This is a genomic window from Phytoamicus setariae, from assembly GCF_016722925.1.
Classification (GTDB): domain Bacteria; phylum Pseudomonadota; class Alphaproteobacteria; order Rhizobiales; family Rhizobiaceae; genus Rhizobium_E; species Rhizobium_E setariae.
On the sequence record NZ_JAEQNC010000017.1, the window covers coordinates 71,100 to 87,460 of the forward strand.

General features: G+C 59.5%; 13 protein-coding genes. 10 read left to right on the forward strand and 3 right to left on the reverse strand.

The genetic code is table 11. The annotated features are described in order from the left end of the window. The first annotated feature begins 88 nt into the window (after positions 1-88). From JJB09_RS23410 to JJB09_RS23450, 9 genes are all read left to right on the forward strand, one after another. Complete coding sequence (locus tag JJB09_RS23410; protein ID WP_246748910.1) at positions 89-1,606, forward strand: sugar ABC transporter ATP-binding protein; 1,518 nt, start codon at positions 89-91, stop codon at positions 1,604-1,606. Next, on the forward strand, positions 1,603-2,583 hold the full coding sequence (locus JJB09_RS23415) for an ABC transporter permease (protein WP_201663516.1): 981 nt from the start codon (positions 1,603-1,605) through the stop codon (positions 2,581-2,583). The genes JJB09_RS23410 and JJB09_RS23415 overlap by 4 nt, the downstream gene beginning before the upstream one ends. Next, a complete protein-coding gene (locus JJB09_RS23420; protein WP_201663517.1) occupies positions 2,580-3,587 on the forward strand; it encodes an ABC transporter permease in 1,008 nt (335 codons plus the stop codon). Before JJB09_RS23415 ends, JJB09_RS23420 begins: the two co-directional genes overlap by 4 nt. Before the next feature lie 60 nt (positions 3,588-3,647). Next, positions 3,648-5,030: an FGGY-family carbohydrate kinase gene (locus tag JJB09_RS23425; RefSeq protein WP_201663518.1), complete on the forward strand. Its 1,383-nt coding sequence runs from the start codon at positions 3,648-3,650 to the stop codon at positions 5,028-5,030. A gap of 293 nt (positions 5,031-5,323) precedes the next feature. Next, complete coding sequence (locus JJB09_RS23430) at positions 5,324-8,062, forward strand: FtsK/SpoIIIE family DNA translocase (protein ID WP_201663519.1); 2,739 nt, start codon at positions 5,324-5,326, stop codon at positions 8,060-8,062. A gap of 88 nt (positions 8,063-8,150) precedes the next feature. Further along, a complete protein-coding gene (locus tag JJB09_RS23435) occupies positions 8,151-8,807 on the forward strand; it encodes an outer membrane lipoprotein carrier protein LolA (RefSeq protein ID WP_201663520.1) in 657 nt (218 codons plus the stop codon). Between the two features lie 117 nt (positions 8,808-8,924). Next, on the forward strand, positions 8,925-9,728 hold the full coding sequence (locus tag JJB09_RS23440; RefSeq protein WP_201663521.1) for an exodeoxyribonuclease III: 804 nt from the start codon (positions 8,925-8,927) through the stop codon (positions 9,726-9,728). Positions 9,729-9,763: 35 nt separating this feature from the next. After that, entirely contained in the window at positions 9,764-10,342 is a 579-nt protein-coding gene (locus tag JJB09_RS23445; RefSeq protein ID WP_201663522.1) for a hypothetical protein, read from the forward strand. Between the two features lie 134 nt (positions 10,343-10,476). Further along, on the forward strand, positions 10,477-11,574 hold the full coding sequence (locus JJB09_RS23450; RefSeq protein WP_201663523.1) for a glycosyltransferase: 1,098 nt from the start codon (positions 10,477-10,479) through the stop codon (positions 11,572-11,574). Between the two features lie 60 nt (positions 11,575-11,634). On the opposite strand, the gene JJB09_RS23455 is transcribed toward JJB09_RS23450, so the two are convergent. The 3 genes from JJB09_RS23455 to JJB09_RS23465 all read right to left on the reverse strand — a co-directional run bounded on the left by JJB09_RS23455 (position 11,635) and on the right by JJB09_RS23465 (position 15,692). After that, entirely contained in the window at positions 11,635-13,023 is a 1,389-nt protein-coding gene (locus JJB09_RS23455; RefSeq protein WP_201663524.1) for an HlyD family type I secretion periplasmic adaptor subunit, read from the reverse strand. Beyond that, complete coding sequence (locus JJB09_RS23460; protein ID WP_246748912.1) at positions 13,020-14,768, reverse strand: type I secretion system permease/ATPase; 1,749 nt, start codon at positions 14,766-14,768, stop codon at positions 13,020-13,022. The genes JJB09_RS23455 and JJB09_RS23460 overlap by 4 nt, the downstream gene beginning before the upstream one ends. 114 nt (positions 14,769-14,882) lie before the next feature. Further along, positions 14,883-15,692 (reverse strand): Stf0 family sulfotransferase, encoded by an 810-nt coding sequence (locus JJB09_RS23465; RefSeq protein ID WP_201663525.1) that lies wholly within the window; start codon positions 15,690-15,692, stop codon positions 14,883-14,885. Between the two features lie 39 nt (positions 15,693-15,731). On the opposite strand from JJB09_RS23465, the gene JJB09_RS27080 reads away from it, so the two are divergent. Continuing rightward, complete coding sequence (locus tag JJB09_RS27080) at positions 15,732-16,361, forward strand: acyltransferase (RefSeq protein ID WP_201663526.1); 630 nt, start codon at positions 15,732-15,734, stop codon at positions 16,359-16,361.

Sequence of the window (16,361 nt, forward strand, 5' to 3'; positions counted from 1 at the left end):
CATCCCCTTCGCCCCGTCCTTATGGGGAGAAGGTGGCGGCAGCCGGATGAGGGGCAACTAAACACCTAGAATTACAGGCACTTTGCGCATGGACGCCATGACCCCCAAACCGGCAGCAACGATCAGGCTCGACGGGATTTCCAAATCCTTTCCCGGCGTCAAGGCACTGTCGGGCGTGTCGCTTGCCCTCTATCCCGGCCAGGTCACCGCATTGGTGGGCGAAAACGGCGCCGGCAAGTCGACACTCGTCAAAGTCCTGACCGGTATCTACCAGCCTGATGCAGGCGAGATCCATCTGGAAAGCGCGGTCACTGTCCTGCCCTCGGCGCATGCCGCCCTGAGGGCGGGTATCACCGCCATCCATCAGGAAACGGTGCTGTTCGACGAGCTCTCGGTCGCCGAAAACATTTTCATCGGTCATGCGCCGCGCAACCGCTTCGGGCTGATCGACTGGAACGGCATGTATGAAAAAGCCGCCATGCTGCTGGAACGCGCCGGCGCAAAGATCGATCCGCGGATCCGGCTGCGCGACCTGTCCATCGCCTCGCGCCATCTCGTTGCCATTGCGCGGGCGCTGTCGGTCGATGCCCGCGTGGTCATCATGGACGAACCCACCGCCGCACTCTCTCACAAGGAGATCGGCGAACTCTATGAACTGGTCGAGCGCCTGAAGGCCGACGGCAAGGCGATCCTGTTCATCAGCCACAAATTCGATGAGATCTTCCGCATCGCCGACCGTTACACGGTATTCCGCGACGGCCAGATGGTGGGCGAAGGCATCATCCGCGATATCCATCAGGACGACCTCGTTCGCATGATGGTTGGTCGCGATATCGGCCAGGTGTTTCCGAAGAAGCAGGTGACGCCCGGCGCACCCGTCCTGACGGTGTCGGGTTACTGCCACCCCACCGAATTCGAGGATATCGGCTTCGAACTGAAACGCGGCGAGATCCTCGGTTTCTATGGCCTGGTCGGTGCAGGCCGATCGGAATTCATGCAGGCTTTGTTCGGGGTGACGAAACCCTCGAAGGGCGCGATCCGCATCGATGGAGAGATCGCTGTCATTCGCACCCCGGCAGAGGCAATCTCGAAGGGCATCGTCTACGTGCCCGAGGAACGCGGCCGCCAGGGCGCGATCACCGCAATGCCGATCTTCGAAAACGTCACGCTGCCCTCGCTGTCGAAGACATCCCGCCACGGCTTCATCCGGTTGGCGGAAGAATTCAAGCTGGCGCGCGAATACACCTCGCGGCTCGATTTGCGTGCTGCTTCGCTCGATCAGGATGTCGGCACGCTTTCCGGGGGCAACCAGCAGAAGGTGGTGATCGCCAAATGGCTGGCGACGAAACCGAAAGTGATCATTCTCGACGAACCGACCAAGGGCATCGACATCGGCTCCAAGGCCGCAGTGCATGAATTCATGAGCGAACTGGCGGCCGCGGGCCTTTCCGTCATCATGGTCTCGTCCGAAATTCCCGAAATCCTGGGCATGTCAGATCGCGTCATCGTCATGCGCGAAGGCAGGATCGCCGGCGAGTTCAAACGCGAGGGCTTGACGGCGGAAGCGTTGGTCCGGGCGGCGGCAGGCATTGGAGCAGCGGCATGAAACACCTCCTCAAACACCGCGAATTCCAGCTACTTTTCGCAATCGTTGCGCTGACGCTGCTGATTGCCATTCGCTTTCCGGTGTTCATCGAGCCCTCGAGCCTTGGTAATGTCTATTCCGACACCTCGATCCTGATCATTCTGGCACTCGGTCAGATGGTGGTCATCCTGACCAAGTGCGTCGACCTGTCGACGGCAGCGACTTTGGCACTGTGCGGCATGGTCGCGGCGATGCTCAATAACCTTTATCCGGATGTGCCGGTACTTCTCCTAGTGTTGGTGGCCATCGGCCTCGGCGCCGTGCTTGGAGCGATCAACGGCCTGCTGGTCTGGAAGCTCGACATGCCGCCCATCGTTGTGACGCTGGGCACCATGACCGTCTATCGCGGCATCATCTTCGTGCTGTCGAATGGCAAGTGGATCAATGCCCATGAGATGAGCGATGCTTTCAAGGCGCTGCCGCGCGACCATTTCCTCGGCATTTCGCTGCTGAGCTGGTCCTCCATTGTCGTCATCGTGCTGATGGCCGTCGTCGTGGGCCGGACTGCGCTGGGTCGCTCGTTTTTCGCAGTGGGCGGCAACACCAATGCGGCAGTCTATGCCGGCATCAATCCCGGCCGTAGCCGGTTCCTTGCCTTCACGATATCGGGCGCGCTTTCGGGGCTTGCGGGTTATCTCTGGATCTCACGCTACGCGGTCGCCTATGTCGATATCGCGCTCGGCTTCGAGCTCGATGTCGTCGCCGCCTGCGTCATTGGCGGCGTCTCGATCGCTGGCGGCATCGGCTCGGTGCCAGGCGCGGTGCTGGGCGCGCTGTTTCTCGGCATCATCAAGAATGCGCTGCCGGTCATCAATGTCTCGCCGTTCTGGCAGCTTGCGATCTCGGGCACCGTCATCATCATCGCCGTCGCCTTCAATGCCCGCGCCGAGCGCAAGAAGGGCCGCGTCATCCTCAGGAAAGCCGAGGTTCGGGCATGAACACGATCGAACACACAACCCGCACCATTCCCGATCGCCTGAAGGGCGGTGCCGAACGGATACTGAAGAGCTGGGAAAGCCTGCTGTTTGCCGTCATGGTGGCGATCTTCATCGTCAATTCCTTCGCCTCGCCCTATTTCCTCGATCCGTGGAACCTGTCGGATGCGACGTTCAACTTCACGGAAAAGGCCATCGTCGCGCTGGCGCTGGCGCTGGTGATCATCTCGGGAGAGATCGACCTTTCGGTTGCTTCCATCATCGCGATTTCCTCGACTCTGATGGGCGCAGCGCTGAAACTCGGCGCCGGGCCCTATGAACTGGTGGCGGTCGGCCTTGCCACCGGCGCTGTCTGCGGCGCCATCAATGGCTGGCTGGTAACCGGGCTAGGCCTGCCTTCCATCGTCGTCACCATCGGCACGATGAGCCTGTTTCGAGGCCTTGCCTATATCGTGCTCGGCGACAAAGCCTATACTGGCTATCCCTCTGAATTCTCATGGTTCGGCCAGGGCTATGTCTGGTGGGTGTTCTCGTTCGAACTCGTGCTGTTCGTCGCACTGGCATTCCTGTTTTACATCCTGCTGCACCGAACGAGCTTCGGCAGGCTGGTCTACTCGATTGGCAACAACCAGACGGCAGCCTTGTTTTCCGGCGTCAGGGTCGCGCGGGTGAAATTCATCCTCTTCGTGCTGACCGGGCTGATGGCTGGGGTCGCAGCCGTTTGCCTGACCTCCCGCCTTGGGTCGACGCGCCCATCCATCGCCACCGGCCTCGAGCTCGAAGCCATCACCATGGTCGTGCTCGGTGGCATCAATATCAATGGCGGCTCGGGCAGCATTCTCGGCGTGGTGCTTGCGGCCGTCATCATGGGCCTGGTCACGTTCGGGCTCGGGCTGCTCAACGTCCCCGGCATCGTCATGTCGATCTTTATCGGCCTGCTGCTCATTCTCGTGATTGCAATCCCGGTCGTTCTCAGAAAGATCAGTTGGCAACGCAAAGCCGGCTAACAATGAAACCAGCGGATCGGAAACGATTGCAGGGTCTTGCGGGGAGCGATGGGGGAGAGAATGGGGCAATACCGAAACATTGCGGTGATCGATATCGGCAAGACCAACATCAAGGTCACGCTGTTCGACCTGGATGAAGGACGCGAGGGCGAGGTGTACACCGCGGAAAACAGCGTCATCGACGACGGGCTTTATCCGCATCATGACGTCGATGGCATCTGGACCTTCATCCTCGAGTCTTTGGGCAAACTGCAGGCCGCAACCCCGATCGACGCCATCGCGATATCGGCCCACGGTGCATCGGCGACGCTCATCAACGGCGATGGCGAACTCGCCCTGCCGATGCTGGACTATGAGTTTCACGGCCCCGATACGCTGGCGGCCGAGTACGATGCGATCCGCCCGCCCTTTTCCGAGACCGGCTCGCCGCGACTGACGGCCGGACTGAATGTCGGCGCACAGATCTTCTGGCAATCCAGAACTTTCCCGGCGGAATTCGCTGAGGTTACGTCGATCCTGCCCTATCCGCAATACTGGGCCATGCGACTGACAGGCGTGCGCGCCACCGAGATGACGTCGCTCGGCGCGCACACTGACCTCTGGAACCCCTATGCGAGGGATTATTCGTCGCTGGTTGACACGATGGGTTGGCGCGGGCTGATGCCGGAAATGTCGGGTGCATTCGACACGCTGGGCACGATCAAGTCTAACATCGCCAAAAAGACCGGACTTTCGCCGGGCACAACAGTGTTCAGCGGTCTGCACGATTCCAATGCCTCGCTGCTGACCCATCTGAAATCGCGGCCCGCTCCGTTTTCCGTCGTCTCGACGGGAACATGGGTGATCTGTTTTTCAGTCGGCGGCAGAACTGTGGTGCTCGACGAGGCGCGCGACACGCTGATGAACGTCAATGCCTACGGTGACCCGGTGCCATCGGCTCGATTCATGGGCGGCCGCGCTTTCGCTTTGCTGAAGGCCGACGCCAAGGCTGAAATCACCCCGGCGGACCGCGACCAAGTGCTTGATGGCGCCATCATGCTTTTGCCGTCCATGCCCGACGATTCCGGCCCCTACATGTACCGCAAGGGCGGCTGGGTCGGTGCTGTCGATAAACTCACGCCCGGCGGCCATCTCTTTGCCGTTTCGCTTCATCTCGGCATGATGACGGCAACTTCTCTGGAGTTGATTGGCGCCGACGGCCCGGTCATCGTCGAGGGGCCGTTCGCCCGCAACACGACCTTCCTCGAAACGCTCGCCGTCATGACCGGCCGCGACATCGTTACCGGCGGCGCGGGCCTGACCGGCACCAGCGCCGGCGCCGCCTGCGTGGCGCTCGGTCGCGATACAACGATCGTGTCGGGCGCCAGGGTGGCAGAACTTTCTCCGGACCCGCGTATCGCGGCCTATGTCGAGACGTGGCAGCGGGCGATTGCCACACCTTAGCAAAGCCCCTCCCAAACCCTCCCCACAAGGGGAGGGCTTAATCTGCGCGACCGTCATCCCAAACATTGGCCCCTCCTCCACAACACCTGTTTCTTGGAATACAACTCGTGCCGCCCGTAAAGCCCTCCCCCTTGTGGGAGGGTTTGGGAGGGGCTTCTTTGCAACGCCTACATTTCCTTTTGCGCAATATCGCATGGTTAATGGTCGCTTAACTCCTGCTCGATAATCTCAGGTCAAATGGCCGCATTGTCTCCCGTGGCCGTGATTCCATTCGAGTTTGACGGGCTAAATACATGGCAAGAAGCATTCCGGCGGAGTACGAGAGCCGTTCCCTGCGCGTCACTCTGACATCCTTTCTCTGGCGGCAGGCCAAGGTCATGGGCGGGCTGTTATTGCTCGGCGTGCTGGGGCTGGCGGTCGCGGCGCTGTCCACCTGGAACGTACTGGACCCGAGCTACTCCAACGCCACCTCGCGCGAACCGTCCAACATTCTCGGTTCCGCCGGCGCCTATTTCGCTGACCTGATGATGCAGTTCTTCGGCCTCGGCGCGGTGCTTGCATTGCTGCCTGTCTTCTCATGGTCGCTGATGATGGTCTTCAACGTTCCAGTCTATCGACTGCTAAAGCGGGCCTTGGCATGGTTTGGCGGCTCTGTCCTCTCCGCCGCGGCCCTTTCCTGTTTCCAGGCACCGGCGACATGGCCGATTCCCAACGGCCTCGGCGGCGTTTTCGGCGACTTGATCCTGAAATTCCCCGCGCTGTTCATCGGCAGCTATCCGCAGGGCCTCACCGCTGGCTTCATCGGCACGCTCTGCGCGGCACCCGCGCTTGGGCTTCTCGCCTTTGCAGCCAACCTGATCGTCACCTCCGAACCTGAATTCGTCCAGCAGCCGGGCAAGCCGGAAATGCCGGTCAAGATCGTTCGCCAGCAGCCGGTCATGGAGGATGACGAGGAGGAATCTGAATCGCCATTCTCGTATGTCGCGGGATATGCGACCCACGCCTGGTATTCGGTCCAGGCGCGCCTGCGCCGCCTGACCGGAAAACCGGCACGCAAGCCAGTGCGTCACGATTTCGACGAACCTTATGACCTCAACGACGAGGAATTCGGACTGATGCATGCCTCGGCTGCGGAAGGACGCTCCGGCGGCCGCGCCGAACCCTCGCTGTTCGGCGATGCCGAAAAGCCGATGTCGCCCCTGCGCCGTATCATCTCCGCCCCGTCCATGAACCCGGACTTCGATGACGACGATGACGAGCCGCCCTTCGATACCGAACGGTCGCGCCCCGCGGGCATCCTGCCGGACGAGGAGGACGACGACGATCTGGACAACTGGCAGGTCAAGCCGGAAGTCCGCGCGCCACAGCGCGTGGCTATGACGCAACGGCCGGCCAACCCGCCGATGTCGCGCGCTACCCCGCAGCCGCAGCAGGTGTCGCAGGCAGTCCGTCCTCGCCCCGCCCCAATCGCTGAACGTTTCGTCGCCAAGGCCGGGCACGACGGCTTCGACCTGCCGCCGCTCGACCTGCTTGCAGAACCCAAGAACATTGCGAAAGATGCCAGCCTCTCGGCCGACGCCTTGGAACAGAATGCCCGTATCCTGGAAGGCGTGCTCGACGATTTCGGCGTCAAGGGCAACATCATCCATGTGCGCCCCGGTCCGGTCGTTACCCTCTATGAGCTTGAACCGGCACCGGGCATCAAGTCTTCGCGCGTCATCGGCCTTGCTGATGATATTGCCCGTTCGATGAGTGCGATCGCTGCCCGCGTCGCCGTCGTGCCCGGCCGCAATGCCATCGGCATCGAACTACCCAACAAGTCACGCGAGATGGTGTTCCTGCGCGAAATGTTTGCCGCCCGCGATTTCGACACCTCCAAGGCCAAGCTTGCTGTCGCACTCGGCAAGACCATCGGCGGCGAGCCCGTCATCGCCGACCTCGCCAAGATGCCACATCTGCTCGTTGCAGGTACGACCGGTTCGGGTAAATCCGTCGCGATCAACACGATGATCCTGTCACTGCTCTACCGGATGACGCCGGAACAGTGCCGCCTGATCATGATCGACCCGAAAATGCTCGAACTTTCTGTTTATGACGGCATCCCGCACCTGCTTTCGCCTGTCGTCACCGACCCCAAGAAAGCCGTTGTCGCGCTCAAGTGGACCGTCCGCGAGATGGAAGAGCGCTACAAGAAGATGTCCAAGATCGGTGTCCGCAACATCGACGGCTTCAATGCCCGCGTCAGCCAGGCGCTGGACAAGGGCGAACAGATCACCCGCACGGTACAGACCGGGTTCGATCGCCAGACCGGCGAAGCGATCTATGAGAGCGAGGAATTCGACCTCCAGCCGATCCCGTACATCGTCGTCATCATCGACGAAATGGCCGACCTGATGATGGTCGCGGGCAAGGATATCGAAGGCGCCGTGCAGCGTCTGGCACAGATGGCACGCGCCGCTGGCATCCACGTGATCATGGCGACCCAGCGCCCGTCGGTCGACGTCATCACCGGCACGATCAAGGCGAACTTCCCGACCCGCATCTCGTTCCAGGTCACGTCCAAGATCGACAGCCGCACGATCCTTGGCGAGCAGGGCGCAGAACAGCTGCTCGGCATGGGCGACATGCTTTACATGGCCGGTGGCGGCCGCATCCAGCGCGTCCATGGTCCGTTCGTCTCCGATCTCGAGGTCGAGGATGTCGTGGCCTTCCTGAAGACCCAGGGCACGCCGCAATATCTCGATGCGATTACCGCCGACGATGACGACGAGGATGGCGATGGCGACGGTCGCGGGCCAGCCGGCACCTCCAATCTCTCCGATTCCGAGGATCCCTACGATCAGGCAGTCGCCGTCGTGTTGCGCGACGGAAAGGCATCGACATCCTATATCCAGCGCCGGCTCGGCATTGGCTACAACCGGGCCGCCTCGATCATCGAGCGGATGGAGAAGGAAGGCATCGTCGGACCTGCCAACCACGCCGGCAAGCGCGAAATCCTCGTGCCAACCGAAGAAGACATCCTCGCGCGCTAAATCTTCGCGCACGATTTGTCGCAAGGGGCGGAACGCCTTGAAGCCGCCCCAGTTTCTTTCCAAGGAAAGAGCCGATAAGGAGACCGGAATGCATAAATTCGACGAAAGCACGTCCCCGATTAGACGCCGCACCTTCATCGGCGGCGCGGCAGCTCTGTTGATGGTGGCAATGACGCCGCTCAACGCGGCATGGGCGCAGGGTTCGGCAACCGCCCAGAAGATCGCCGATCATTTCTCGTCGGTCAAAACCATGGCAGGCGAATTCGTCCAGTTCGGCCCGCGCGGCGAGCAGACCGGTGGCAAATTCTATCTCGAGCGTCCGGGCAAAATCCGCTTCAATTTCGAGGATCCGTCGCCCATGCGGGTCATCTCCGACGGAAAATCGGTCGTCATCGGCAACCGCAAGCTCAAGACCTGGGACATCTATCCCTTGTCCAAGACGCCGCTTGCCCTGCTGCTCAGCAACAAGATCGATCTCGGCAGCAAGACCGTGCGCGACGTGAAGGAAGAGCCAGACCTCATCACCATCAAGCTCGGCGACAAATCGCTGTTTGCCGATTCGACCATCACCATGATGTTCGATCCGAAGACCTACGACCTTCGCCAGTGGACGATTACCGACAACCAAGGCAAGGACACGTCCGTGATGATCTTCAACGTCCAGACCGGTGTTCCCCTTGACGACAAGGTTTTCAAGGTGCCCTACGACGAAGTGCACAACCAGAACAGCGTCAAGCGTCGCTGATACGGCCTGCCTTGTGGAGAATTGCCACACGTAGCCGAGGCGCAATAGATTAAGCTTATAAGCCCCGGCATTAGTTGCTAGTGTCCGGCACGATTGCGTCGCGCCCGGAGTATGTGAATGCCATTGACCCTTGCCACCTGGAATATCAATTCCGTGCGGCTCAGAATGCCTTTAGTCGAAAAGTTCCTGGATCAATGGCAACCTGATATTCTGTGTTTGCAGGAAACCAAGTGTCCGAACGACCAGTTTCCTTCCTCGCCATTGAATGCGCGCGGCTACGTCCACCAGGCAATCCACGGCCAGAAGGGCTACCATGGGGTGGCGATTCTGTCCAAGATCCCGCTCGACGACCATACCAAACGCGACTACTGCAATGTCGGGGATTCGCGCCACGTTTCGGCACTCTTCAAGGTCAATGGCAGGACCATCCGGCTGCACAATTTTTATGTGCCCGCCGGCGGCGACGAGCCTGACCGGGCCATCAATCCAAAATTCGGCCACAAGCTCGATTTCATCGAGGAAATGAAACATCTCGATGCCGAAGGTGAAGCGGAAACCTCCTCCATTCTTGTCGGCGACCTCAACATTGCGCCTTATGAGAACGATGTCTGGTCGCACAAGCAGCTCCTCAAGATCGTCAGCCACACGCCGGTCGAGACTGAAGGGCTGAAAGAGGTGATGGCGCGCGGCAAGTGGCTGGATCTGATCCGCCACAGGACGCCCGAGCCCGAGAAGATTTATACCTGGTGGAGCTACCGCTCTGCCAACTGGCAGCTTGCCGACAAGGGACGCCGCCTCGACCACATCTGGTCTTCCGCGGATCTTGGTCCGCACCTCACTTCAACCGAGATCGTGCGCGAGGCACGCGGCTGGGACCGCCCCTCCGACCACGTTCCGGTTATCATCAAGCTGGACATCTAAGAGCGTCGAACGCTCGAAGCACGAAGGAACCGACCATGCTGCTTGGCAGAGTCGACGGACTGATTAATGGCAATGTTTGTGGATGGTCCTTCAACAGCGAAGCACCCACGGAACATCTGGTCATCAGAGTGATGCAAGGCGCAAAGGCCGTCGCCAGTGGCGTGGCCAATATCCCGCGCGCCGACCTTCCGGGTGCCGGTATCGGCGACGGCGACCACTCCTTTAAGATCCCCCTTCCGTCTGATATCACCAGGCTGGATGGACTGGCGGTGATCGCACAATCCGCAATAGCGGGCGAAATCGCATTGCCGACTGGCCACGACAGCGACCGGCGCCTCGACCAGCTGTTCTCCGCGTTCTCCAGCCAATATGAAGAGGCGCTGTTTGCGTTGAAGGCGGAACTCGACGCCACCAAAAAGCTTTGCCAAACTCTGGAAAAACAGACGGCCGATCAGGGCTATGAAACACCGGCCGGTGTAGCTGAGCGGCTTGCAAGGCTCGAATCGCGCATGGAAGCCGCCGAAGTATTTTTTGTCCGCATCGACGAGACGGTGCGGCGCTTGGCAGAAGACGCGCGAAAGACCAAGCGGAAACGTATCTTCGGCATATTCTAGAGCCCATACGAATGCGTATTCTGTTTGCCCATCAATATTTTCCTGGCCAGTTTCAGCGCATTGCGCGCCATTATGTTGCAAGCGGAAAGCACGATGTCGTGGGGTTCAATCGTGGCCTAAAGGACGGGCGGTCGATGTCCCCGGTCGAAGGCGTCAGGATGCACGAGTATGGACAAGAAATCGAGGCAGACCGACCAGAGGACCACGTTCTCTACGACACCGAGAACTTCATTCGCGAGGCGGCGAGCATCGCCATCAGGGCGCAGCAATTGAAGGAGCAGGGCTGGCAGCCCGATCTTGTCTACAGTCATACCGGCTGGGGGACAGGCGCCTTTTTGCACGACATTTTTCCGGATGCGCGCTTCATCAAGTACTGCGAGTGGTTTCACAACAATTCCCCGGCGAGCAACGAATTTCTCCATCGCGATCCGCCATTCGAGAGCCGGATCATGACCAGTTTGATGAACATGCCGGTTCTTGCCGACCTGGTCCGTGCCGATCTGATGATTGCACCGACCGAATGGCAGAGGCAGCAGTTCCCGCCACATATCCGGCGGGGAATCGAAATCGCTCCGGATGGTATCGACACTGACCTTTTCAAACCGGCGCCCGACGCTTCTTTCCGGCTTGCCGGCGGGCGAATATTTTCTGTAGGCGATCGTGTGGTGACCTACGTTGCGCGCGGCGCCGACCCCTTCCGGGGTTTCAGGCAGTTCATCGAGGCATTGACAATCCTGCAGGCGCGCGATCCGCACGTCGAGGCAATCGTTGTCGGCGACAAGTCGGTTTATTACGGCCGAGGCGTCGGCACTGAGGATCACTTCGGAGAGGTGATGGCTGCAAGCGGGATCGACGCCGCACGAACCCATTTCACGGGAACCCTGCCGTATGCGGATTATCGACGGGTACTGCAGGTCTCCGCCGCGCATGTCTATCTGACAGTGCCGTTCGTGCTCTCCTGGTCGGCACTGGAAGCGCTATCGACAGGATGCGCGGTCGTAGGCTCGGATACCGCGCCCGTGAGGGAGTTCGTCACGCACGCAGAGAACGGCTTGCTTGCAGATTTCTTCAGCCCCGAGAAGATCGCCGATCAAATCGAGGCAGCGCTCGCCGGTGGAACGAAAATCGAGATGATCCGCAGAAATGCTCGTCAGACAATCCTGGATCGCTGGTCCGCAGTGGGCGCGATAGCCCGCCACGAAGCCCTGGTTTCAAACCTGATCGTCAGCTGATATGGACGGGACCTGGAACCCGGAAAATGTCAGGGCTAAATAGATTGGTTCTGCTGCGCTCTATTGCTCACGGAATGCCTTGTTGAAGCTCTTTTCGATCGGCTCCACCAGATAGGCAAGCGCGGTGCGATAGCCGTTGACGATGGAGACCTCTGCCGTCATGCCGGGATAAAGAAACAGGTTGGGCTGCTTCTTCATGTCTTCCATGTCGATGGTGGCGCGAAAAACGAAGGTGACTTCGCCCGTCCGCTCGTCGGTAACACCATCCGGCGCGATATAGCTGACCCTTCCGATAAGCGGCCTGGTTTCCGAAGCGCCGAAGGCCGACAGCCGCACTTCTACCTTCTCGCCGACATGGATGCTGTCGATATCCATCGCTCGCGCATGGCCTTCGATCAGCATCGGCTGGTTGGCCGGCACAATGTCGAGCACGGGCTGCCCGGGAATAAGCGCCGAGCCCTGGGTACGGATCTTGATATTGGCGACCACGCCGTCCTGCGGCGCGCGGATCGTTGCCTTGGCAACAGCGTCCTCGGCGGCGATGATTTCCTGGCGGAAGCGGGCAATCTCCACCTGAGTGGCCGAAATCTGCTCGGAAATCGCACGGAAATACTCCGTCCGCCGGTTTGCCAGCGACAGTTCCATCTGGGTCTTGCGCTGGTTGTTCTCGGCAAGCGCCGCATCCGACTCGGCGATCCGCGTCTGCATGTCGACGAGCTGCAGCTTCTTCTCGTTCACCACCGATTTGGTAACCAGCTGTTTTGCCTGCAGCTCGAGATAGGCCTCGTAGTCAGCACGCATCACCTCGGCCTGTTCGGCAGAGGAATTTCGGCGCGCGACCAGTGCGACGCGCTGGCTCTGCAATTGTTCGACCATCGATCGATCGCTGGCGATCTGTCCCACGAACTGGCTCTGGCGCTCGCTGAACAGCTTTTTCTCGGTGCTGACCAGTTGCATTGCCGCCTCGACGTCCATGCCAACGGGCACGGCGTCATGATAGGTGAACTCCGGCTGCTCATCCTTTTCGGCAATGAGCCGGGCAAGCCGGGCACCGAGCACGAACAGTTGCTGGCGATGCTGGGTCAATGTGGACTGGTTGCGGGTGACATCAAGCGTGGCTAGCAGCGCGCCTTCCTTCACTGCCTGGCCCTCATGCACCATGATCGCCTTCAGCGTACCGCCTTCGAGATGCGTCACCGTCTTCGTCCGGCTTTCGACGATCACCCTGCCTGTGGCGGCCGAGGCCTGGGCGATCGGCGTGACCGACGCCCAGAGGAAAAACCCGCCGACGCCAATGAGCAGCGTCGCCAACCCCAGAACGATGGGTCCCAACAGCGTAACGTTCTTGCTCGCTTCCTCGCGAACGACCTCATCCCACTCGCTGAGCGGTTTTACGGCCGTACCGGTGGTGCGATATTCCGACTTGGACAATGTTATCGGCGCGCTCATCCGACGTCTCCCGCTGCGGGCACAACACGCATGATACCCTTTCGGCGCGCATCGTTTGCCAATCGCGCCTCCGGTGAAATCATTTCGATGACTTCGGTTCGCGGACCAAACTGGGCGACTACGCCATGTTCGATGACCATGATCTTGTCGGCGACCGCCATGACCGAAGGCCGGTGCGCAATCATGATGACGATGGCGCCACGCGCACGTGCCTCCACGATCGCCGCTATCAATGCCTGTTCGCCGATGCCGTCGAGATTGGAATTCGGCTCATCGAGGATCAGGAGCTTCGGATCCCCATAGAGCGCGCGCGCAAGCGCCAGTCGCTGCATCTGCCCGCCCGACAGCATATGCATGCCTTCGCGGACGGGCGTGTCGTAGCCATGCGGCAGCTTGCCGATCATGTCGTGGATGCCGGCGGCCTGGGCTGCCCGGATCACGTCGCGCGGATCGCTGTCCTGCATCCGGGCGATCGTCTGACGGATCGTGCCGTCGATCAGCGACAACGACTGTGGCAGATAACCGACCGCGCGACCGAACGAACCACGCTCCCACAGATAGGTCGAATGTCCGTCGAGATAGACCCCACCGGCAGTCGGCTTGATGATGCCTGTGAGGCACCGGGCCAACGTCGATTTTCCAGCCCCCGAAGGACCGGCAATGCCCAGGACTTCGCCCGGCGATAACGAGAAGGTCAGCCCCCTGAGCACGGGAATGTCGCGACCGTCAGGCAGGTAAACCAGATGTTCGACGGAAAGGTCGCCGTCACCCACCGGAGCCGGCATCGTCTGCCGCGCAGAACCCTCATGCTCGATGAGCGCTTTGATGCGTGACCAGGCTTGGCCTGCATTGACCCATTGCTGCCAATTCTCGATCAGCCCGGCAAATGGCCCCACAGCCTGCGAGGTCAGAACCATGCCGGCAAAAAGCACACCCGCATTGATTGCGCCCGACAGGACCAGAAATGCGCCCGTAGCCACCGTCACCATCTGCAAGCTCTTCTGCAGCGATTTGGTGATGGCCAGCACGATGCGCGTGCGCACATTGGCGGTGTTGGAGTATTCCAGCATTTCGCCCTGCGAGCGGCGCCACATACGCACCAGCGCCGGCAGCATGCCCATCGCCTCGATCGCCTCGGCGTGGCGCATGGAGTTGGCGACTTCCTGCACATGCCGCTGCTGGGCGGCATTGGCTTCCTTGATCGCCTGACGGGTCAAGCCATCGGTGATGAAATTCATCACCACCATCGCGATGATGAATCCGCCGGCAACCATCGCATAAACCGGATGGATGAACAGCAGTGCCACAAGGAAAACCACAGACCAGAACGCATCGAGCGGCATCGACACGGCATTGCTGCCAATGAACTGTCGGAGTTCATTGATGTCGCGGATCGCCGCGCCACCTTCATTGACCCCGCCCTCGACGGACTGCAAGACGCCTGCCTGCAGCGCCGGCAGATTCAGCCGCTGTGCCAGACCGTGCGCCATGACGGTGTAGGTCCAGTTGCGGACAAAATCCAGGAGACCATAGATGATGATGCCCAGGATACCGATGACGATCAGCCCATAGAGCGTATCATAACTCTTGGCAGGCAGGACGCGGCTATAGACCTGGACCATGAAAATCGGCCCGATCAGCATGGCGAAATTCAGGAAGAAGCTGACAATACCGGCATAGATGAAACCGCGCAGGAAAATTTTCCGAGCCGATTGCAGGAGCGTCGTGGAGTTTGCGGTCTTCATTCTTCTCATCATCAATGCAGAAACCCGACCTACTTAGAGGTCATGGTGTGAAGATAGGGTTGCTTGTTGTCCCGTGCCTTGTGAAATGCGGCCGGATAGGAGCTGGATTGCCCGCTAAGGGTTGTCAAGACAAGACTTCATCGCCAACAAACGCGTCTTGCGCACAGCCTCCACGGAGGCAATCAATTCAGCATGGTCTTGCCTGAATTTCGCCTCCGTATCCTTGCTCCAATTGCCGCCTATCTTTCTGATCTTTTCATCAACGGGTAGATCGGTGTCCGGCACGGGCATACCAAGCGCGCGATAAAACACGGCAAGTGTCTTTTGCTTGTCCATGAACAACGTCTCATATGTCAAATTGATGGGCTGGAGCGAACGACGCTCGACCAGTTCGACGTTCAAATTCTCAACATGTGCGAGATAGCGAAACCACTCCGATAGCTTTGCCGCATTGTATTCGGGGTCCACGGGATTGTCGCCTTCAACGCTATGAAAGTATCCCGTTGCCGTTGCTCGAAAGAGCGATACCGCTTGCGCAACCAGATTCTCCCGCCACAAGTGAAAAACCGTCAATTTGGGAAAGGCCTTGAAAAATACGTCCTCACCAAAGATGGCAATGTGCTCGCTTGTTGCCTCGATACCGAAGACACCATCGATCTGCGCCACCCCGCGAAGCGCCTGCATGAACGTCTTTGCTTCTACCGCGCCGACTGTCGTAGCAGACTGCCTTAGGAACTCGGGGTTGATATGCTCGTCCGGATTTCCCAAGCGTCCCGCAAGCAAGCTTGTGAGCCACGAGCTCCCACTTCTGCCATTGAAGATTATGAGGTAGTCCGCAACGACGGATTTGGCAGCATCGACGGCGCTCCGCCCGAGACATTCATCTACCGCTAAGTCCTTGACTATATTTTCAAATGACCTCATATCTACCTTCAGATTTCCCCAACGCTAGAGACCAAGCCGGTGCCAATAATTATTGAAGACAACGGTGCAAACAACGTCGTCAGTTTTCCAGAAAGCTCCTCAGCAAATGGCAAAGTGATTTTCAGCGGGGACAATAATTCTCTCATAGTTCAGGGTCCGTTTTCCGGCAGCGTCTATATCACGATAGGCTCAAATAGCGATGTCCAAATTGGCCAGAACTGCTCGTTCGCCGACCTTCGCATTCATGCCGACCAATCTTCGAGCATCCACATCGGCGAGCATGTAAACGTCAATGCACGGGTGCAATTTCTGGCTCATGAGCCAGGTACCATAAGAATTGGCCCATGGTGCCTGTTCGCGAGCGATATCGATGTCAGCGTAAGCGATATGCATTCGATATTTGATGCCGTGACCGGAGAACGAATTAACCCGGCCAGCGACGTTGAAATCGGAGCACATGTTTGGGTTGGCAACAGGGTCCTCGTCATGAAGGGGGCCCGGATCGGCAGTGGTTCGATGATCGGCGCCGGTGCGATTGTAAACGCCGACGTGCCAAAGAATTGCATTGCTGCCGGACAACCGGCACGCGTTATCCGAGAGTCGATCATGTGGGATCGACGCCTTGTCAGCCACCTGCCCCAAGACGCGCCAGCCTTATCATTCTTCTGA